General features: G+C 63.5%; 15 protein-coding genes and 1 pseudogene. 8 read left to right on the top strand and 8 right to left on the bottom strand.

The window, feature by feature from the left end:
• Positions 1–17: 17 nt before the first annotated feature.
• The gene (locus NKL04_RS21900) at positions 18–674 is read left to right on the top strand and encodes a 50S ribosomal protein L11 methyltransferase (protein WP_084568469.1); all 657 of its coding nucleotides are present in this window, start codon (positions 18–20) and stop codon (positions 672–674) included.
• Positions 675–1,051: 377 nt separating this feature from the next.
• On the opposite strand, the gene NKL04_RS21905 is transcribed toward NKL04_RS21900, so the two are convergent.
• On the bottom strand, positions 1,052–1,783 hold the full coding sequence (locus NKL04_RS21905) for an HAD family hydrolase (RefSeq protein WP_352724375.1): 732 nt from the start codon (positions 1,781–1,783) through the stop codon (positions 1,052–1,054).
• The gene (gene pgi, locus NKL04_RS21910) at positions 1,780–3,423 is read right to left on the bottom strand and encodes a glucose-6-phosphate isomerase (RefSeq protein WP_023699431.1); all 1,644 of its coding nucleotides are present in this window, start codon (positions 3,421–3,423) and stop codon (positions 1,780–1,782) included. Before pgi ends, NKL04_RS21905 begins: the two co-directional genes overlap by 4 nt.
• Positions 3,424–3,851: 428 nt before the next feature.
• On the opposite strand from pgi, the gene pdxR reads away from it, so the two are divergent.
• Positions 3,852–5,345 carry a MocR-like pyridoxine biosynthesis transcription factor PdxR gene (pdxR, locus tag NKL04_RS21915; protein ID WP_023669484.1) on the top strand — a complete coding sequence of 498 codons (1,494 nt, stop codon included), beginning with the start codon at positions 3,852–3,854 and terminating at the stop codon, positions 5,343–5,345.
• Positions 5,346–5,551: 206 nt separating this feature from the next.
• Positions 5,552–7,156 carry a trimethylamine methyltransferase family protein gene (locus NKL04_RS21920; RefSeq protein WP_023699429.1) on the top strand — a complete coding sequence of 535 codons (1,605 nt, stop codon included), beginning with the start codon at positions 5,552–5,554 and terminating at the stop codon, positions 7,154–7,156.
• Between the two features lie 17 nt (positions 7,157–7,173).
• On the opposite strand, the gene NKL04_RS21925 is transcribed toward NKL04_RS21920, so the two are convergent.
• From NKL04_RS21925 to NKL04_RS21935, 3 genes are all read right to left on the bottom strand, one after another.
• Positions 7,174–7,572, bottom strand: a complete 399-nt coding sequence (locus tag NKL04_RS21925; protein WP_023725813.1) for a hypothetical protein — start codon at positions 7,570–7,572, stop codon at positions 7,174–7,176.
• A 74-nt stretch (positions 7,573–7,646) separates the two neighbouring features.
• Positions 7,647–9,197, bottom strand: coding sequence for a flavin monoamine oxidase family protein (locus NKL04_RS21930; protein ID WP_352724377.1), 1,551 nt, complete (start codon positions 9,195–9,197; stop codon positions 7,647–7,649).
• A 354-nt stretch (positions 9,198–9,551) separates the two neighbouring features.
• Positions 9,552–11,357: an IlvD/Edd family dehydratase gene (locus NKL04_RS21935; protein ID WP_023699426.1), complete on the bottom strand. Its 1,806-nt coding sequence runs from the start codon at positions 11,355–11,357 to the stop codon at positions 9,552–9,554.
• 143 nt (positions 11,358–11,500) lie between these two features.
• Between NKL04_RS21935 and NKL04_RS21940 the strand changes: the two genes are divergently transcribed.
• Positions 11,501–11,959: an SRPBCC family protein gene (locus NKL04_RS21940; RefSeq protein ID WP_023699425.1), complete on the top strand. Its 459-nt coding sequence runs from the start codon at positions 11,501–11,503 to the stop codon at positions 11,957–11,959.
• A 160-nt stretch (positions 11,960–12,119) separates the two neighbouring features.
• Here the strand turns inward: NKL04_RS21940 and NKL04_RS21945 are convergent, their stop codons facing one another.
• The 3 genes from NKL04_RS21945 to NKL04_RS21955 form a co-directional block, all read right to left on the bottom strand.
• Positions 12,120–13,310 (bottom strand): Mrp/NBP35 family ATP-binding protein, encoded by a 1,191-nt coding sequence (locus NKL04_RS21945; RefSeq protein ID WP_352724380.1) that lies wholly within the window; start codon positions 13,308–13,310, stop codon positions 12,120–12,122.
• A gap of 77 nt (positions 13,311–13,387) precedes the next feature.
• A complete protein-coding gene (locus NKL04_RS21950) occupies positions 13,388–14,392 on the bottom strand; it encodes an inorganic phosphate transporter (protein WP_023688789.1) in 1,005 nt (334 codons plus the stop codon).
• A 3-nt stretch (positions 14,393–14,395) separates the two neighbouring features.
• Complete coding sequence (locus NKL04_RS21955; RefSeq protein WP_023673429.1) at positions 14,396–15,037, bottom strand: DUF47 domain-containing protein; 642 nt, start codon at positions 15,035–15,037, stop codon at positions 14,396–14,398.
• A 158-nt stretch (positions 15,038–15,195) separates the two neighbouring features.
• On the opposite strand from NKL04_RS21955, the gene NKL04_RS21960 reads away from it, so the two are divergent.
• The 4 genes and pseudogenes from NKL04_RS21960 (at position 15,196) to fdhF (ending at position 21,244) form a co-directional block, all read left to right on the top strand.
• A complete protein-coding gene (locus tag NKL04_RS21960; RefSeq protein WP_023688790.1) occupies positions 15,196–16,095 on the top strand; it encodes a LysR family transcriptional regulator in 900 nt (299 codons plus the stop codon).
• 194 nt (positions 16,096–16,289) lie between these two features.
• Positions 16,290–16,768, top strand: a pseudogene (locus NKL04_RS21965) (formate dehydrogenase subunit gamma).
• Positions 16,765–18,321: a formate dehydrogenase beta subunit gene (locus NKL04_RS21970; protein WP_023673426.1), complete on the top strand. Its 1,557-nt coding sequence runs from the start codon at positions 16,765–16,767 to the stop codon at positions 18,319–18,321. Before NKL04_RS21965 ends, NKL04_RS21970 begins: the two are co-directional and overlap by 4 nt.
• Before the next feature lie 10 nt (positions 18,322–18,331).
• Positions 18,332–21,244, top strand: coding sequence for a formate dehydrogenase subunit alpha (gene fdhF, locus NKL04_RS21975; RefSeq protein WP_023702667.1), 2,913 nt, complete (start codon positions 18,332–18,334; stop codon positions 21,242–21,244).
• Positions 21,245–21,256: the final 12 nt, after the last annotated feature.

Here is a 21,256-nt window from a genome sequence, read left to right on the forward strand (position 1 = left end):
CGTTCATCAAGGCGAACATGCGCCTTGCGCCTGTTCCAGCACTTCCTGAAATCCAACTCTACACGGCTCATCCCGGCAGCGGCCTGAGGCGGCTTGTCGACCCGCACCAAGGCGCGGACGACGATGCGGTTGAGCCAGTCGACGACGCGCCTCAGCCACCGCCGCCCTACTGGGCCTATCCATGGGCCGGCGGGGCGGTGCTTGCGCGCTATATACTCGACCATCCGCAAAGCGTAGCCGGCCGACGCGTGCTCGATCTCGGCGCCGGCTCCGGCCTCGTCGGCATCGCCGCCGCCAAGGCCGGCGCCAGCGCGGTGATCGCGGCCGAGATCGATCGCAACGGCGTCGCCGCGATCGGCATCAATGCCGCGGCCAACGGCGTCGAGATCACCATTGTCGACAAGGACATCACCACAGGCCCGCCGCCGGCCGTCGACCTCGTGCTTGCCGGCGACGTGTTCTACGGCCGCGAGGTTGCGATACGGGTTATTCCGTTCCTCGACCGCTGCCTGGCAGCCGGCATCGAGGTGCTGGTCGGCGATCCCCGCCGCGCCGATCTGCCGCTGTCGCGGCTACGATTGCTCGCCGAATATCAGGTGCCGGATTTCGGCGACGCAAAGGGTGATGTGACCAAGCCGAGCGGTGTGTTTTGGTTCGAGCCGGAAGATTGCTAGCGCGACGCGGCAAAGCCCAGTCGCTCTGAATGGCCGGATTCTACTCATTGTGGACAAACCTCAAGGGGCAGAAAATAGATTGGATTAGCCGTTGATAGGAGAAGTCGAATGGCGTGGATTAAAGTTGTTCAACGTATCGGCTTCATAGGGTTTGCCCAAAGTGCGAAAATCGCGGCTTCGAGCTTCAGCCTGGCGAAGACATCGATAACGCAAGCGCCAAGATCAGGTGCGGCAAATGCGGGTACGTTTGCTCTGCTGATGAGTAGCCCACTGTGTCCGAAAACAAACCAGAAGCTCCATAGTTTCATGGCTGCTTCCCTCAACTCGGCCATTGGCGGGGAAATCCCGAGCCGAATTGAGTTTGCCCCAGGCCCCCGTCAGACCGTCTCCTTGACCCGCGCCGAGAGAAAGTCTGGCAAATCGGCGACCGAATCCAAAACGACATCGGCGATCGCCGACAGCGATTCACGCGTGCCGGTGCCGGAGAGCACGCCGACCGCCAGGCCGCAGCCGCCGGCACGCGCCATCTCCAGGTCGTGGCGGTTGTCGCCGACCATGGCGATCTCTGACGGCCTCAGCCCGGTCAGGTCGCAAAAGGCGACGATCGTGTCCGGCGCCGGTTTCGGATTGGCGACCGCGTCATAGCCATAGGCGGCGGTGAACAGCTGGGCGACGCCGAGAGTGACCATGGTCTTTTCGGCACCGGCAGTCGAATCGTTGGTGGCGACGCCGAGCCGGTAGGCACGCTTGTGCAGAGCCGTCAGCGCCGCGACGACGCCGGGCAAGGCCACCGCCATCGACGAGCCTTGCACCGAGGTGATCTCGTTGAAGCGGGCGACGGCCAGCATCTGGTCCTCGTCGGACAGGCGCGGGAACCACAGTTCGACGACATCCATGTTGGTGCCGGAGGCGAAGATGGAATCCGGCTTGAAGCGCTTGCCTACGAAATCGAAGCCCGCCGCCGAAAGCAGCCTGTCGGCCTTCCAGCGATCGCCCTCGGCGGCGTCCATGGCCATGAAATCGGCAATGCTGAGCCAGGTCGCGTTGAAATCGACAAGCGTGCCGTCCTTGTCGAACAAGATGCCCTTGATGTCGGCCGGATTTTTCATTGAGCCCCCCGCAGTTGCTGGATGCGCGCCACCAGCCCGGCGGTCGATGCGTCGCGCTTGTCGGCGCTCTCCTTGCCTTCCACGACTGGCAACAGGCCGGTCGCCAGCTCCTTGCCGAGCTCGACGCCCCATTGGTCGAAGGAATTGATGTTGAACAGAGTGCCTTCGACGAAGACGCGGTGCTCGTAAAGCGCGATCAGCCGGCCGAAGGTGCGCGGGTCGAGCTTGCGGTAGAGGATCGTCACCGAGGGGCGGTTGCCGGAGAAGACGCGGTGCGGGGCTATTCTGTCGACATCTGCCGGCTTCATGCCCTTGGCCAGCATCTGCGCGCGAGCCTCGTCCAGCGTGCGGCCCTTCATCAACGCTTCCGATTGGGCCAGGCAATTGGCAAGCAGTAGATCGTGCTGGTGCTTCAGATCCGGCTCATGGCCGACGGCAGCGGCAAGGAACTCGACCGGGATGAAATCGGTGCCCTGGTGCAGCAGCTGGAAGAAGGCGTGCTGGCCATTGGTGCCGGGCTCGCCCCAGACCAGCGGTCCGGTCGGCGTCGTCACCGGCGTGCCGTCGAGGGTGACGCCCTTGCCGTTCGATTCCATGTCGAGCTGCTGCAGATAGGCCGGCAGCCTGGAAAGGCGCTGGTCATAAGGGATGACCGCACGCGCCGGATAACCGCAGATCACGCGATGCCACCAGCCGACCAGCCCCAGCAGCGCCGGCAGGTTCTTCTGCAGGGGTGCGGTGCGGAAGTGCTCGTCCATCTCATGCGCGCCATCGAGGAAGGCGCGGAAGTTGCGCGGGCCAATGGCAATCATCACCGGCAGGCCGATGGCGCCCCACAGCGAATAGCGGCCGCCGACCCAGTCCCAGAAGCCGAACACGCGATCCGCTTCGATGCCGAACTTGGAAACCAGGTCGAGCGCGGTCGAAACGGCGGCGAAATGCTTGCCGACTGCTTCCTTGCCGAGCGCCTTCTGCACCCATTTGCGTGCGGTCTCGGCGTTGGTCATCGTCTCGACCGTGGTGAAGGTCTTGGAGGCGATGATGAACAGGGTGGTTTCGGCCGACAGGCCCTTCAGCGTGTCGTGGATATGGGCGCCGTCGATGTTGGAGACGTAGTGCGCGCGCGGGCCGTCGTGATAGGGCGCCAGCGCCAGCGTCGCCATGGCCGGGCCGAGATCGGAGCCGCCAATGCCGATGTTGACGATGTCGGTGATTTTCTTGCCGGTGGCGCCGGCGGCCTTGCCGGAGCGAATGGCATCGGCGAAAGCGCCCATGGCGTCGAGCACGGACAGCACATCCGCCTTGACGTCCTGGCCGTCGACGGTGACGGCCTTGCCCGAGAGGTTGCGCAGCGCCGTGTGCAGCACGGCGCGGTCCTCGGTGATGTTGATCTTCATGCCGGAAAACATTGCGGCACGGCGCCCTTCGAGATCGGCGGCGGCGGCGAGCTTCTCGAGCAGTTCCATCGTGCCCTGGTCGACCGCGCATTTCGACCAGTCGAGAAAAAGGTCTCCATCGCTGGCCGAAAATGTCTCGAAGCGCTTGGGGTCCGCGGCAAAAGCCTCGCGCATCGTGCCCGATGCAGCCGAGCGCGCAGCACGCAAGGCGACAAGCTGTTTGTCGAAGGAGGAATGATCCACTGCCGGCTCCTGATCGTTTTTCACGACATCTTATCAGACCGGATGTTTCCGGCGCGTGTCGTCGCGCTGATCTTATTGAGCCGAATTCCCCATGTTTCAATGCGTGGGGATGACGCAGTGCAGCATAGTGCGATCTGATGGAGCTACGACGCTGCGCGTCGCGCTGGATGATTTGATGGGAGTAGCGACGACGCTACGCGTCGCACTGGGGATAATGAGGCGCGACGACGCTGCGCGTCGCGCGGGCGTCCGCGCTGCGGGATGACGCAAGCGTCACCCGGGGATGCGACGACGCTGCGCGTCGCGCATAGATCACTGGCATAAATCCCAGCGATCAGAAAAATTGATTGGCGCAACCCCTTGTGCCACGGGTACCTTCCGCTGGTCCAGCCGAGCAAAAAAGACTGGCCATCGAGGAAACACCTTCCATGCCACAGCGTAACGACACGGCCATATGGTCCGGCCTGTTCCGGATTTCGGCGGAATCGGGCCAGACCCTGCAGGCGCAGATCCGTCAGGCGATCGTCGCCGCCATTCTCGACCGGCAGATCGCCGCTTCGATGCCGCTTCCGTCCTGCCGCATCCTGGCTGAGAAACTCGGCGTCGCGCGCGGCACTGTGGTGCTGGCATTCCAGCAATTGGTCGACCAAGGTTTCCTGGTCGCGCGCGAACGGCGCGGCCATTTCGTCAATCCGGATGTGCTGGCCACCCCCGCCAAGCCGCACCAGAAGGCGCCGGACCAGCAGAACGAGATCGACTGGAAGGCACGCCGGCAGATCGCCGCCAGCGACATGCCGCCGCCGGCCAAGCACGATAACTGGATCAAGTCGTCCTACCCCTTCGTCTACGGCCAGTTCGACCCGGCGCTGTTCCCGACCGCCGAATGGCGTGAGTGCAACCGCATGGCGCTGGCCGTGCTCGAAATCCGCAACTGGGCCTCCGACATGGTCGATCGCGACGATCCGCTCTTGATCGAGCAAATCCAGGCGCGGCTGTTGCCGCGGCGCGGCATCTTCGCCAATCCGGACGAGATCATCGTCACGCTGGGCGCCCAGAACGCGCTCTATATGCTGGCGACACTGCTGATGACAAAGGGCTCCAAGGTCGCGATGGAAGACCCGGGATACCCCGACGCGCGCTCGATCTTCCGCCTGGCAGGCGCCGAAATCCAGCCGGTTCCGGTCGATCAGTCCGGCATCGTCACCTCGTCCATCCCCAACGATTCCGGCTTTGTCTTCGTCACCCCCAGCCACCATTGCCCGACCATGGTGCCGCTGTCGGCAGAGCGGCGGCAGGACCTTCTGGCGCGCGCCAACCGCCACAACCAGATCATCATCGAGGACGGCTATGACAGCCAGCTTCTCGACGAGGCGCCGCAGCAGGCGCTGAAGAGCCTCGATCGCTCGGGTCGCGTCGTCTATGTCGGCTCGATGTCGAAGACGCTGGCTCCGGGCCTGCGGCTTGGCTACATCGTCGCTTCGGCTGGACTAATCTCCGAGCTTAGGGCGCTGCGTCGCTTCATGCTCAGGCACCCGCCAGCCAACAACCAGCGCGCGGTCGCGCTGTTCCTGTCGCTCGGCCATCACGAAGCCCTGGTGCGGCGGCTGTCGTCGGCCTTCGACGAGCGGCGCAAGCGTCTGGTCCATGCGATTTCCGCATTCCTGCCGGAATGGCGCTCGACCGATTCGGCCGGCGGCACATCGCTCTGGCTGGAAGGCCCGCGTGGCACCGATTCACGTGGACTGGCCGAGGCCGCGGCCTCGCGCAGCGTCATCATCGAGCCAGGCGATCGCTTCTTCGATCGCACCGAAAAGCCGTCGCGTTTCATGCGCTTGGGCATTTCCTCGATCGCACTGCAGCACATCGAGCCGGGTATTCGCGAGCTCGCGACCGCAGCCGGACGCAGGCCCGCTGCAGCCTGATTTGCCTGTGCCGGGGCTTTGAACAGCCCGGCCCTTGGCATGATCACCAACATTCTGCATTAGCTCTCTGGCATACTCGGCTGCGTTGACTGGCCCATAGGCTGGGCCAATGGCAACGGCATAGTCGGCTGACAGAGGGACGAAGCAGGCCGACGGTGGACCGATCACCGCGTCGTGTTTCGCAAGCTAAAGGTGGAGTGCCCCCCATGTCAGTGGCTGTTGAGAAGCAGGATGCGGCTCCTAAAGATACATCAGCCGACCAGCGTTCGCGCCGATCCGGCGGGCGCGAAGCGCGCCGCGCCATGCGCGCCGCACCGCTTGCCGACGATATCCGGCCGGTGCGCGCCGGCCTCGAAGGCGGCAGCTACGGGCCGCTCAACCAGAACGACCAGGAGCGCATCCATGAAGCGGTGCTGACGCTGCTGGAGACCGTCGGCTTCGCCAATGCCATTCCCTCCTGCATCGAGGCTCTGACCGGGGTCGGCGCCGTCTATGGCGATGACGGCCGCATCCGTTTCCCACGTGGGCTTGTGATGGACACGATCAAGAAAGCGGCGAGGAATTTTATGCTGCACGGCCAGGACCCCAGGCATGACATGCTTATCCAGGGCAAGCGCGTGCATTACGGCACGGCGGGTGCGGCGGTGCATCTGGTCGATGTCGAAAAGCGCGAATACCGAGAGTCGCTGGTGCAGGACATTTACGACGCCGCTCGCCTCGTCGAAGGGCTCGACAACATCCATTTCTTCCAGCGGCCGATGGTGCCGCGCGACATTCCCGATCCGCTCGAAATGGACTTCAACACGCTCTACGCCTGCGTGATGGGCACGTCGAAGCATGTCGGCACCTCGTTCACGGTGCGCGAGAACGTGCAGCCGGCGCTGGAAATGCTTTATGCGATCGCCGGCGGCGAGGAGAACTTTCGCGCCCGGCCGTTCGTGTCGAACTCCAATTGCTTCGTCGTGCCGCCGATGAAGTTTGCCGAGGACGCCTGCGGCGTGCTCGAAGCCTGTGTCGAAGGCGGCATCCCGATCCTGCTGCTATCGGCCGGCCAGGCCGGCGCCACCGCTCCCGCGGCGATTGCCGGCGCTGTGGTGCAAGCGGTGGCGGAAGTGCTGGTCGGTCTCATCTATGTCAACGCCATCAAGCCGGGGCATCCGGCGATCTTCGGCACCTGGCCGTTCGTCTCCGACCTCAGGACCGGCGCCATGTCGGGCGGTTCGGCCGAGCAGGCCGTGCTGACTTCGGCCTGCGCGCAGATGGCGCAGTTCTACGATCTGCCGGGCGGTTCGGCCGCCGGCATGACGGATTCGAAACTGCCCGACATCCAGTCCGGCTATGAAAAGGGGATCACCGACGTGATGGCCGGTCTTGCCGGCCTCAATCTGGTCTATGAATCGGCAGGTATGCATGCCTCGCTGCTCGGCTTTTGCCTGGAGAGCCTGATCATAGACAATGACATGCTGGGCCACTGCCTGCGCTGCGTGCGCGGCATCGAAGTGACCGACGAAGCGCTGTCGATCGACACCATCACCGAAGTCTGCATGAATGGCCCAGGCCACTATCTCGGCAACGAGCAGACGCTGCGCCTGATGCAGACCGAGTATTTTTATCCGGCCGTCGGCGACCGCTTTTCGCCCAAGGAATGGAACGAGAAGGGCCGGCCCGACATCTTGCAGCGGGCGATCATCGAAAAGAAGCGCGTGCTTGCCGAGCGGTTCCCGCGCCATGTGCCGAAGCTGCTCGACGACAAATTGCGCGCCCGCTTCGGCGAGATGATCAAGCTGCCACGCAGCGGCATGGGCGGGTAAGCTTCACCTTACGTATGTCAATCCGCACTTAACCCAAAGCGCTCGACGACTTCGGCGCTGATCAGCTTGCCATGCAGCGCCATCAACACGATCTGGGCATCCAGGCTGTCGCCGGTTTCAAGCGCAGCCTCGATGCGGCGCTCAGCGTCCAGCCGCCGCTCCGGCCCATTGGCCTGCTCGAAGGTTTGTGGGCCTGCGATGCAATAGCCAAACAGCTGCGCCACGGACCGGTAGGCGTCCGGCGGCGGCTCGTCCGGCCAATAATCCTTCATCAAATTGACGATGGTGAGCTTTACCCCCTCAGGGACAAGCGCCGGATGCAGATCGGCGCCGCGCAGCGCGGTGTCGAGTTCCCGCAAATCGCCGGAGCGACCGAACATGCCGAGGAAACCGATTGAAGAGCGCCGTTTAGTCACGTTGATACTTTCCGTCCGATAGCCGACCACTCATATGGGAATGTAGGATCGTTTTTCATCGCCCTTGCGGAGTCTCAGGCAAGCCAGGCGTCGAGCCCGAATTCCCGCTGCAACAGGTCTTCCGCACTTTCCAGCGCGCCCTCGATCCAGCCGTGATTGTTGGACCACGCTTCGCCACAGACATGAATGCCCGGAGCAAGCGTATGGCTCGCCAGTTTTATACCGGAGATATCTATGCCACGGTCCCAGACATGCGACGCGCCGCCATAGGCCGGCGCACCCCAATCCTGCGCAAACCCGCCGATGGGTTTCGAGATGGCGCCGTGTTTGCCATGGACTTCGACCATCTGGCCGTGAAAGGCCTCCAGCGCGGAATGTCCCTCGGCCAAAACCGCAAAACCGTGGCGCCGAGCGAGCTCAGGCAGCAGTGAGCGCCAGAATACCATGTGCCTGCCATCGCAATAGGCCATGGCGACGCTCCGCCGAATCGTCGCGTCGCGCGCGTCCGCTTTTGTGAACTGCCATATCTGGCGAGCCGGCAGATCGGTCACGCTGTGGCCGGCCGCGATGCCGTTTCGAGCCCACCATGGGCTGGCATAGCAGGCGGCCAGCGTGAGCATCGGCCAGGGTTCCGGTGCCGGCAGATCGCTGGGCTGCTCGATGCCGGACTTTTCCAGCAGGGTCCGCAGGGGGCGGACCGGTAACGCCAGCACGACCTTGCGCGCCTCGACCGTCCCGCCCTGCCCCTCGACAGACAAGACCATCCCTTGCGCCGAGCGGGCGATGGCGGTCACGGTGTGATCGAGATGGACGGCGCCGCCGCTGACAGCGATCCGCCCGGCCATTCGCTCCGCAACCGGCTGGAACCCACCATCGGGGGAACAATAGGAGCGGCCGCCGCTCAGCTCGCCGAGCGCAAGCCTGAACGTCTCGGCGGCGTTGGGTCTGCGCAGGAGCAACGAATAGCCCACCGCGTCCTCGGCAAAAGCCATTTCCTCCGGGGTCAAGACCGTCGCCAGCACATCCCAAGTCGCCCAATCCGCCAGCTTGCGGCCGCGATAAACGAAGCCTGCGGCGCCGTTCCATTCGGCGCTGCCGAAGGCCTCCGAACCCGGCAGGATCAGTGCTGCCGCCTTTCGCAGCAGGCGGGACGGGCCTTTTTCCTGCAGCCGACGCGTCACGTCATAGGCAAACAGGCGGCGCGGCGCAAAGCGCGATATAGCGGCGTAGGGCAGGCTCCTACCGCGCAGATGGAGCCGGTTGGCGCCTGTGACGACGTCCATACCCGACAGCTTTACATCCAGCGTCGCCATGAGTTTTTTGAGCAGCCGATGTTGCGGCATCAGCATCATCGCGCCGAGATCGATGCCGAAGTTCGGCTCTCCGGGAAATGAGACCGTGGAGGCCCGACCGCCGACGCGACCGGCGGATTCGAAAACAGCGATCCTTGCGGGCTTTTCACTTTGGGACAAGCGCCACGCCAGGAAGAGACCGGCCATGCCCGCGCCGACAATAGCAATGTCGACCGGGGCAATGTCGATCGGGCTAGGCGCTTTGGGACAAGCGCCACGCCAGGAAGAGACCGGCCATGCCCGCGCCGACAATAGCAATGTCGACCGGGGCAATGTCGATCGGGCTAGGCGGCAAGGATACGCCCGTGGCGGAAAACCATCATCATGGACGACTCTCTGGACCCCTCTTGATTTCGTGTCAAAAAACCCGAAACTGACGAGGACTGCAATGTCATACTGACAGGTGGGATCAGTTGGCGTGCGAGCAGTGATCTAAAACGGGCAACGGGTCCTATGAAGAAACAGTATCACACACCAGTCATCCGCAAGGCAGGACGACTCTCCGGCATCACAGCCATCGCCGCTTCGTCCGGCCCGCCTCCACCCTGAGGCCGCCATCCAAACAAGCTTACGCCAAGGCTTTCATGCCGGCCCGATCAGGCCGGCATTTGCATATCAAGCGGGTGCTTAGTGGTTGTCCCTCGGCACGCCGCTGGTGTGCGCGACGTCCTGGTATTTCACCGCCGGCTTCAGCACCATGCCCTCCGAGAACTGGTCGACCATGGAGCGCTGGATTTCCTGCCATGGCGTTTGGTGCTTGGGATAGTGGTAGCCGCCATCGTCCTGCAGTTCGGCACGGCGGCGCGTGATTTCCTCGTCGGTGACGAGGATGTTGGCAGTGCCTTTGCGTAAGTCGATGCGCACACGGTCGCCGGTCTTGAGCAGCGCCAGGCCGCCGCCAATGGCGGCTTCCGGGGAAGCGTTGAGGATAGAGGGCGAGCCCGATGTGCCCGACTGGCGGCCATCGCCGATGCAGGCCAGCGCGTGAATGCCCTTCTTGATGAGATAAGCGGGCGGCTGCATGTTGACCACCTCGGCGCCACCGGGATAGCCGATCGGGCCGGCGCCGCGCATGAACAGGATGGTGTGCTCGTCGATGCCTTGCGCCGGATCGTCGATGCGGGCGTGGTAGTCCTCCGGCCCGTCAAAGACCATGGCGTTGCCTTCGAAGGCTTCCGGGTCGTTCGGGTTGGAGAGATAGCGCTCGCGGAATTCCGGCGAGATGCCGCTCATCTTCATGATTGCGGAATCGAACAGATTGCCGCTGAGATTGATGAAGCCGGCATTGGCCTTCAGCGGCTCGGCGACGGTGCGGATGACGTCGGTGTTCTCGTTGGCGACACCCTTGCAATTGTCACCGATAGTCTTGCCATTGACGGTCATCGCTTCGGGATAAGGCAGCAGCTTGGCCTTCATCAACTCGGCCACCACAGCCGGCACGCCGCCGGCATGGTGATAGTCCTCGCCGAGATATTCGCCCGATGGCTGCAGATTGACGATGAGCGGCACATGGAGGCCGACCGTCTGCCAGTCGTCATTGGTGAGTGGCACGCCGAGATGGCGGGCAATCGCGTTGAGGTGGATCGGCGCGTTGGTCGAGCCGCCTATCGCCGAATTGATGACAATGGCGTTCTCGAAGGCCTTGCGCGTCATGATGTCGGACGGCTTCAGATCCTCATCCACCATCTCGACGATGCGCTTGCCCGTCTCATAGGAGATCTGGCCGCGCTCGCGATAGGGCGCCGGGATGGCAGCCGAGCCCGGCAATTGCATGCCGAGCGCCTCGGCCAGCGAGTTCATCGTGGTGGCGGTGCCCATGGTGTTGCAATAGCCGGTCGACGGCGCCGATGAGGCGACGATGTCCATGAACTCGTCATAGTCGATCTCGCCGGCCGAGAGGCGCTGGCGCGACTCCCAGACGATGGTGCCCGATCCCGTGCGCTTGCCCTTGTGCCAGCCATTGAGCATCGGTCCGACCGAAAGTGCTATGGCCGGAATATTGACGGTGGCCGCCGCCATCAGCAGCGCCGGCGTGGTTTTGTCGCAGCCGATGGTCAGCACGACGCCGTCGAGCGGATAGCCGTAAAGCACTTCGACCAGGCCGAGATAGGCAAGGTTGCGGTCGAGTGCCGCGGTCGGGCGCTTGCCGGTCTCCTGGATCGGATGGCACGGGAATTCGAAGGGGATGCCGCCCATCGAGACGATGCCTTCGCGCACGCGCTTGGCGAGCTCGATATGGTGGCGGTTGCATGGCGACAGATCCGAGCCGGTCTGGGCGATGCCGATCAGCGGCTTGCCCGACATTAGCTCGGCCCGCGTCAGGCCGTAGTTCAGGTAGCGCTCGAGGTAAAGCGCGGTCATGCCTGGATTGTCGGGATTGTCGAACCACTCCTGCGAGCGAAACTTCTTCTTTCCGGTGGGGGCGCCTGCCATCATGGTCTCCGTATTTGTAAGACAAATCGATATGGCAACGCGCGGAAGCAGGCAAGAGGGCGCACCGTCGCAACCGGACTTTGGTGCGATAGACACAGACCAGACCGTGCGTTAGGCCTTCGAAGTCTGTCCGGGAGGTATCGATGGCTTTGGTGATCGAAGGCGAGGAACGCATTGCCGCCCCCCTGCAGAAAGTGTGGGAAGCGCTGAACGATCCGAAGGTTTTGCAGGCGACCATTCCCGGCTGCCAGAACCTGGAGATGAAATCGCCGACCGAAATGGCGGCGACGGTGGTCCTGAAGATCGGACCGATCAAGGCGACATTCAACGGCGAGGTGACGCTGAAGAACCTGAAGCCGCCGCACTCCTACACCATCCAGGGCGAGGGCAAGGGCGGTATTGCCGGCTTCGCCAAGGGTGGCGCCGACGTGACGCTGACGGCGGACGGGCCGGATGCGACGGTCCTCAAATACGCGGCCAAAGCCGAAGTCGGCGGCAAGATCGCCCAACTCGGCAGCCGGCTCATCGAATCGACTTCGAAGAAGCTGGCCGGGCAGTTTTTCTCAAGCTTTGGTGAGAAGGTGGGTTCCCCTCCCCCTTGAGGGGAGGGTGCCTCGCGAAGCGAGGCGGGTGGGGTCGCCTCAACTGCCTCAACCTGAGTTGAGCTGCCTCGACTTGTAAAGAAATAGCGTCGAGCGTGTCACCGCGGACCCCACCCGGCCCTTCGGGCCACCCTCCCCCTTGAGGGGAGGGATATCCGAGCTACTCGAACACGATGTTCGGCACCGCCGCTTCGGCCGCGCCGCGTTCTTCGTTGACCCGGTCCCAGACCTTCGAAGCAATGCCGCGATAGATCTTCGCCTCGGCGCTGTCTGGCTTCGACGCCACCACCGGAGCACCTTCATCAGAACTTTCGCGAATGCCCATTTCCAACGGCACTTCGCCGAGGAAGGTCACGCCGAGGCGCTCGGCCTCGCGCCGCGCCCCGCCATGGCCAAAGATGTCGTAGCGCTTGCCGGTATCGGGGGCGATGAAATAGCTCATGTTCTCGACGATGCCGAGCAGCGGCACGTCGACCTTCTTGAACATATTCAATCCTTTGCGGGCGTCGATCAGCGCCAGGTCCTGCGGCGTCGAGACGATGACCGCGCCGGCCAGCGGCACCTGCTGGGCCATGGTCAGCTGGGCGTCGCCGGTGCCGGGCGGCATGTCGACGACGAGCACGTCGAGGCGGCCCCATTCGACCTCACGCAGCATCTGCGTCAGCGCCGACATCACCATCGGACCGCGCCAGATCATCGGCGTCTCCTCGTCGACGAGGAAGCCCATCGACATCACCTTAAGGCCGTAATTCTCCATCGGTTTCAGGATCTTGCCGTCGACGGTCTGCGGCCGGCCATGGATGTTGAGCAGCCTGGGCATGGACGGGCCATAAATATCGGCATCGAGCACGCCGACACGCAAACCGTTGGCGGCGAGGCCAAGCGCGATGTTGACAGCGGTGGTCGACTTGCCGACGCCGCCCTTGCCGGACGCCACCGCGATGATCGCCTCGATTCCGGGCACGCCGCGCTTGCCCGAGCTTTGCGAGGCCGAGGCGTGCGGGGCTGGAGTGTGTGGAGTTGGGCGCGGCCCGCCTGGCGCAGCCGGCGGTGCGGGCCTGGGCGCGGGACGCGACGCAACCGGAGCCTCCATGCCGCCGCCCTTCTTCTCCGCCGTCAGCGCGACGACGGCGCCGGCGACACCAGGGATCGCCTTGACGACACGCTCGGCTGCGGCGCGCAGCGGCTCCATCTCCTGTGCGCGGGCGGCGGGAACGGTGATCGAGAAAAACACTTTCGAATCGGCGATGAAAATCTCCGAAACCATGCCGAGGTCGACGATGTTGCCGGTGAAGTCCGGCCCGTTGACCGTCTTCAGACGCTCGGTGACGATTTCCTTGGTGACGGACATGCATTATTCCCTAAGGCGTTTGGCTGCGGCTCAGATAGTGCAGATTGGCAGCGACTCCAAGCACCACGGTGTCCGCCTCACCTTGCCAGGCCAACCGCAAGGTAGGTGAGCGCCGAAATTGCAGCCGTGGCCGGCAAGGTGACGATCCAGGCGATGACGATGTTGCCGGCAATGCCCCAGCGCACGGCCGAGACGCGGCGGGCGGCGCCGACACCGATGATGGCCCCGGTGATCGTATGGGTGGTCGACACGGGGACGCCAAGCCAGGTGGCGGCAAACAGGGTGATGGCGCCGCCGGTCTCGGCGCAGAAGCCCTGCATCGGGTTCAACCGGGTGATCTTCGAGCCCATTGTGTGGACGATGCGCCAGCCGCCGAACAAAGTGCCGAGCGCCAGTGCTGTCTGACAGGTGAGGACGACCCACAGCGGCACGTAGAACGTCCCGCCGAGCATACCTTGCGAATAGAGCAGCACGGCGATGATGCCCATGGTTTTCTGGGCGTCGTTGCCGCCGTGCCCTAGCGAATAAAGCGAGGCCGAAAAGAACTGCATGACGCGGAAGGTGCTGTCGACGGCGAACGGTGTCTGGCGCACGAACAGCCAGGAAACGGCCAGGATCAGGACCAGCGCCAGAACAAACCCTGTCGCCGGCGACACGACGATTGCGGCGACCGTCTTGCCAAGCCCGGTCCAGACGATGGCGCCGGGCCCAGCCTTTGCAACGCCGGCGCCGACGAGCCCGCCGATCAGGGCATGCGAACTGCTGGACGGGATGCCGGCAATCCAGGTGACGATGTTCCAGACGATGGCGCCGACGAGCGCCGAGAAGATCACCGCCGGCGTGACGATGCTGACGTCGACGATACCTTTTCCCACGGTTTCAGCCACGTGAAGGCCGAAGAACATGAAGGCGATGAAATTGAAGAAAGCCGCCCACAGGACCGCATATTGCGGTCTCAGCACGCGGGTGGAGACGATGGTGGCGATGGAGTTCGCCGCATCGTGCAGGCCGTTGAGAAAATCGAAAAACAGCGCGACGGCGACAAGGCCGATCAGCACGGGAAAGGCGATGGTGGCTTCCATTGCCTAAACGTTCTCGATGACGATGCCGCTGATCTCGTTGGCGACGTCCTCAAAGCGGTCGACCACCTTCTCCAGCTGGCCGTAGATCTCCGAGCCGATCAGGTAGGCCATCGGATCGCTGCGGCCATGCCGCTTGAACAGGTCCTTCAATCCCTGCTCATGCAGATCGTCGGCGCGGCTTTCGACGCGCATCACCTCTTCGGCGATGGCGTTGAGGCGTACCGTGTGCGTGCCGACCTTGCTGAGCAGCGGGATCGCTTCGGCAACCAGCCTGGAGGCGGCAACGATGACGCCACCCATCTCCTGCATCAGCGGGTCGAATTCCTTCTTTTCGAACAGCTTCACCGTCTTGACGGTCTTGTGCATCATGTCGATGGCGTCATCCATCGACTGGATCAGGTCCTTGATGTCGCCGCGATCGAAGGGCGTGATGAAGGAACGCCGCACCGCCAGCAGCACTTCGGCCGTGATATGATCGGCCTCGTCCTCGAGATCGATGATCTTCTGGCACCAACGATCGATGTCCTTGCCCTGCAGGAGCTGCTCCAGCGCCTCGGCGCCGCCGACCACGGTGCGGGAATGCCGTTCAAAGAGGTCGAAGAAGCGATCTTCGCGCGGCAAAAGCTTGCGGAACCAGCCCAGCATGTCCGATCTCCTCGTATTCCATCCAACCACATAGCGCCGTGTTCGGCCGGGGGAAACAGCCAGCCGGCCCAAAGATGTGGATGCATGGCCAATTGCGGGTAGAGCTTGCGGCGAAAGGCAATTTCTCCGACCTTGCGCGCAACGAATGGACGGATGGTATGATCGACAAGCTCGAATTCTTCATCGCGCTGGCCAAGGAGGAGCATTTCGGCCGGGCGGCGGAAGCGTGCGGCGTCACGCAGCCGACCTTGTCGGCCGGGATCAAGCAGCTGGAGGGCCAGCTCGGCGTCATGCTGGTCAATCGCGGTTCGCGCTTTCAGGGGCTGACGCCGGAAGGCAAGCAGGTGCTGGTGTGGGCGCGTCGCATCGTCGGCGACTCCAGGACCATGCGCGAAGAGATGCGGGCGGCGCGACATGGCCTGTCCGGGCGTATCCGTATTGCCGCCATCCCAACCGCCCTCGCCATGGTGGCGCGGCTGACGACGCCATTTCGCGAGAAGCACCCGGGCGTCACCTTCTCTATCCTGTCGCGCACCTCGATCGAGGTGTTGTCGCTGCTCGGCAATTTCGACGTCGATGCCGGCATCACCTATCTCGACAACGAGCCTCTCGGACGGGTGACGAGCGTGCCGCTCTATGACGAGCGCTACCAGCTGATCACGGCGGTCGGAAATCCCTATTCGGATCGCGACAAAGTGACATGGGCCGAAATCAGCCAGCTGCCGCTCTGCTTGTTGACGCCGGACATGCAGAACCGCCGCATCATCGACCAGCATCTGGCCGAGGCCGGCGTGCAGGTGCGGCCGACACTGGAATCCAACTCGATGATCGTGCTGTTCTCCCACATACGGACAGGCAAATGGTCGTCGATCATGCCGCTCAACCTGGCGGAAACATTCGGTTTTTCCGAACCGATCCGGGCCATTCCGATCGTCGAACCGGATGCCAGCCACACTGTCGGGCTGGTCGCCGCGCCGCGCGAACCGCACACGCCGCTGGTGCAGGCGCTGCTGGACGAGGCGATGGCGCTGGCAGACGATTTCCGCGCCAATCGCTGAGCTAGTCATAACTGGTCAATCAGCGCGATAGAAATTTTCTATCGTGCAACGAAACCGCTTTATTGATTTCAGAGGTTTTCTCTGATTTCTTAAGCACTTAGCGATTAAGCGGCGTAGGCATGTCGTTGTTCCAAAACTGCTTCATGCTTTTGGACGATTATATGCATCGATCGCTACGATAGGGAGGGCGCTGCGTGACGATGCAGCCTGCAAGTACCGAGATACAGTCGCGCACGGCGGCGATCATCCAGGAGTTGAAGGGCCTCGAAGGCCCCTGCTGCCGATCCTGCACGAGATCCAGGAAGAATTTGGCCACGTGCCGCAGGACGCCGTGCCCGTCATCGCCGATGGGCTGAACCTGTCGAGGGCCGAAGTGCATGGCGTCGTGACCTTCTATCATGATTTCCGTGCCCGGCCGGCTGGCCGGCATGTGCTCAAGCTTTGCCAGGCGGAAGCCTGCCAGTCGATGGGTTCGGATGCGATCGCCGCAAAGGTCAAGCAGTTGCTCGGCATCGATTTCCATGAGACCACCCGCGACGGATCGGTTACGCTTGAGCCTGTCTATTGCCTCGGGCTGTGCGCCTGTTCACCGTCGGCGATGCTGGATGGTGAGGTGATCGGGCGGCTCGATGACGAGAAGATCGAAGAGATCGTCGCGGAGGTACGCTCATGATCCCGCGCATCTACATTCCAGGTGACTCCGGCGCGCTGGCGCTCGGCGCCGAAAAAGTCGCCAAGGCTGTTCGTGCGGAACTGGCCGAACGGGGTGTCGAGGCCAAGATCGTCCGCAACGGCTCGCGCGGCGCCTATTTCCTCGAACCGATGGTCGAGGTCGCGACCGAAAAGGGCCGCGTCGCTTACGGGCCGGTCAAGCCATCGGACGTCAAGAGCCTGTTCGACAGCGGCTTTCTCACCGGCGGGCATCACAAGCGCTGGCTGGGCGCGCCCGACAAAATCCCGTTCCTGGCCAAGCAGACGCGCCTGACCTTTGCGCGTTGCGGCATCAACGACCCGCTATCGCTCGATGCCTACAAGTCACTGGGCGGGCTCAAGGGCCTGCAGAACGCGGTGGCCATGGCGCCGCTCGACATCGTCAAACAGGTCACGGAATCGGGCTTGCGCGGCCGAGGCGGCGCCGGCTTCCCGACCGGCATCAAGTGGAAGACGGTGCTCGATACGACATCTGACCGCAAATACATCGTCTGCAATGCCGACGAGGGCGACAGCGCCACCTTTGCCGACCGCATGATTATGGAGGGCGACCCCTTCGTGCTCATCGAAGGCATGACGATTGCCGGCATCGCCACCGGCGCGACCAAGGGGTTCGTCTATATCCGCTCGGAATATCCGCATGCGGTGGCTGTCATGAACAAGGCTGTCGAGGTCGCCCGCAAGGCAGGCGTGCTCGGCGTCAGCGTGCTGGGTTCGCCCAACGCCTTCGACATGGAAATCCGCGTCGGCGCCGGCGCCTATGTCTGCGGCGAGGAAACTTCGCTGCTGAACAGCCTTGAAGGCAAGCGCGGCGTGGTGCGAGCCAAGCCACCGCTGCCGGCAATCCAGGGTCTGTTCGGCAAGCCGACGGTGATCAACAACGTCATCAGCCTGGCCTCCGTGCCCATCATCATGGACAAGGGTGCTGCCTTCTACAAGGATTTCGGCATGGGCCGCTCGCGCGGCACGATCCCGATACAGATCGCCGGCAACGTCAAGTTCGGCGGCCTGTTCGAGGCGGCGTTCGGCATGACGCTGGGCGAGATCGTCGACGATATCGGCGGCGGTACGGCCACTGGTCGCCCGGTGAAGGCGGTGCAGGTCGGCGGCCCGCTCGGCGCCTATTTCCCGCGCGGCCTGTTCGACACGCCGTTCGACTACGAAGAGTTCGCGAAGCGCGACGGACTGATCGGCCATGCCGGCATCACCGTGTTCGACGACACGGCCGACATGCTGAAGCAGGCGCGCTTTGCCATGGAGTTCTGCGCCATCGAAAGCTGCGGCAAGTGCACGCCCTGCCGCATCGGCTCGATACGCGGGGTGGAGACCATCGACCGGCTTGCCGCCGGCATCGAGCCGGAGAAGAACCTGGCACTGGTCACCGATCTCTGCAACACGATGAAGTTCGGATCGCTCTGCGCGCTGGGCGGCTTCACGCCCTATCCGGTGATGAGCTCGATCACCCATTTCCCCGAAGATTTCAAGCCCGCGCCGGCGCGCGTGGCTGCTGAATAGGAGCTGGCAGATGAATATCAAGGCCGACTTCCCGACACTCATCGAAGAACTCGATTACGGAACCCCGGAATCGAAGGCGCAAAAGCAGGTTACGCTGATCGTCGACGGCCGCAGCATCAGCGTGCCGGAGGGTACGTCGATCATGCGCGCGGCGATGGAAGGCGGGGTCGAGATCCCAAAACTCTGCGCTACCGACATGCTGGACTCGTTCGGCTCCTGCCGCGTCTGCCTGGTCGAGATCGACGGGCGCGGCGGCACGCCGGCATCCTGCACGACGCCCGTCGGCGAAGGCATGGTGGTGCGCACGCAATCCGAGCGGCTCGACGCCATCCGCCGCGGTGTCATGGAGCTTTACGTCTCCGACCACCCGACCGGCTGGAACGAGAAGGCCGGCACCGGCGCCAGCGAGTTCGACGTTGTGGCGAAATCGGTCGGCCTGACCGAGAACCGCTTCGGCATCGAGGGCCGCAACCACGTCAAGCAGGAAAACGGCGTCGCGCCCGGCCATGGCTCGCTGGCGGTCGACTACATCGCCCGCGACGAGTCCAACCCATATTTCACCTACGATCCGGCGCAATGTATCGTCTGCTCGCGCTGCGTGCGGGCCTGCGAGGAGGTGCAGGGCACCTTCGCGCTGACGATCGAGGGCCGCGGTTTCGAATCGCGCATGGTCGCCGGCATGCACGAGGATTTCATCGCCTCCGAATGCGTGTCCTGCGGCGCCTGCGTGCAGGCCTGTCCGACCGATGCGCTGCGTGAAAAGACCGTGCTTGAGAAAGGCATGCCCGAGCGCTCCGCCGTCACCACCTGCGCCTATTGCGGCGTCGGCTGCTCGTTCAAGGCAGAAGTGAAGGACGACGAAGTCATTCGCATGATGCCCTACAAGGACGGCAAGGCCAACCACGGCCACTCCTGCGTGAAGGGCCGTTTCGCCTATGGCTATGCCACCCACAAGGACCGCATCCTGTCGCCTATGATCCGGGAAAAGGTCAGCGATCCCTGGCGCGAAGTGAGTTGGGAAGAGGCCATCGCCCATACGGCCAAGGAATTCCGCCGTATCCAGTATCAATACGGCCGCACCTCGATCGGCGGCATCACGTCCTCGCGATGCACAAATGAAGAGACCTATCTGGTGCAGAAGCTTGTGCGCCAAGGCTTCCGCAACAACAATGTCGACACCTGCGCCCGCGTCTGCCACTCGCCGACCGGCTACGGCCTCGGCCAGACCTATGGCACGTCGGCCGGCACGCAGGATTTCGATTCCGTCGACTTCACCGATGTCGCCGTCATCATCGGCGCCAATCCGGCTTCCGCGCACCCGGTGTTCGCCTCGCGGCTGAAAAAGCGGCTGCGCCAGGGCGCCAAGCTGATCGTGCTCGATCCGCGCCGCACCGAAATGGTCAAGTCAGCGCATATCGAGGCCGACTATCACCTGCCGCTGAAGCCCGGCACCAACGTGGCGGTGCTGACGGCGCTGGCGCATGTCATCGTTACCGAAGGGCTTTTCGAGGAAGCCTTCATCCGCGATCGCTGCGACTGGGCGGAGTTCCAGGATTGGGCTTCTTTCGTCGCCTTGCCGGAAAACAGCCCCGAAATCGTCGGCAAGCTGTCCGGCGTCGACCCCGAACTGATCCGGGGTGCTGCGCGCCTCTATGCCAAGGGCGGCAATGGCGCGATTTATTATGGCCTTGGCGTCACCGAACACAGCCAGGGTTCGACCACGGTTATGGCTATCGCCAACCTTGCCATGGCGACCGGCAATATCGGCCGTCCCGGCGTCGGCGTGAACCCGCTGCGCGGCCAGAACAACGTGCAGGGTTCCTGCGACATGGGCTCATTCCCGCACGAACTGCCAGGCTACCGCCACATCTCGGGCGAGGCGGTGCGTGACATCTATGAGAGCCTTTGGGGGGTGAAGCTCGACGACGAACCCGGCCTGCGCATCCCCAACATGCTGGATGCCGCCGTCGACGGCTCGTTCAAGGGCATCTACATCCAGGGCGAGGACATTCTGCAGTCGGACCCTGATACCAAGCATGTCGCGGCCGGCCTGGCGGCGATGGAATGCGTGGTCGTGCACGACCTGTTCCTCAACGAGACCGCCAACTACGCGCATGTCTTCCTGCCGGGCTCGACCTTCCTGGAGAAGGACGGCACTTTCACCAATGCCGAGCGCCGCATCAACATGGTGCGCAAGGTTCTGGAGCCGAAGGCGCGCTACGCCGACTGGGAAGCGACACAGGAGCTTGCCCGTGCGATCGGGCTGGACTGGAACTATCAGCATCCCTCCGAGATCATGGACGAGGTTGCAAAAACGACGCCGAGCTTCGCCGGCGTGTCCTTCGAGCTGCTCGACCGTGTCGGATCCGTGCAATGGCCCTGCAACGAGAAGGCGCCGCTCGGCACACCGATCATGCATATGGATGGCTTCGTGCGTGGCAAGGGCAAGTTCATCCGCACTGAATATGTCGCGACCGACGAGCGGACCGGGCCGCGTTTCCCGTTGCTGCTGACCACCGGCCGCATTCTCAGCCAGTACAATGTCGGTGCACAGACAAGGCGCACCGAAAACGTCATGTGGCACTCGGAAGATCGGTTGGAGATCCATCCGCACGACGCCGAGAACCGCGGCCTGCGCGATGGCGACTGGGTGCGGCTGACCAGCCGTTCGGGCGAGACGACGCTGCGTGCGCTGATCACCGACCGGGTGTCGCCGGGCGTGGTCTACACCACCTTCCACCATCCGGACACCCAGGCCAACGTCATCACCACCGACTTCTCCGACTGGGCGACCAATTGTCCGGAGTACAAGGTGACCGCAGTGCAGGTCGGCGCGTCGAACGGACCTTCGGACTGGCAGCGCGACTATAACGAGCAGGCCGAGCAGAGCCGCCGCATCGCTCCGCTACAGGCGGCGGAGTAGTCTGGGTAGACT

This window comes from Mesorhizobium sp. C264A, assembly GCF_040324515.1.
Lineage (GTDB): Bacteria > Pseudomonadota > Alphaproteobacteria > Rhizobiales > Rhizobiaceae > Mesorhizobium.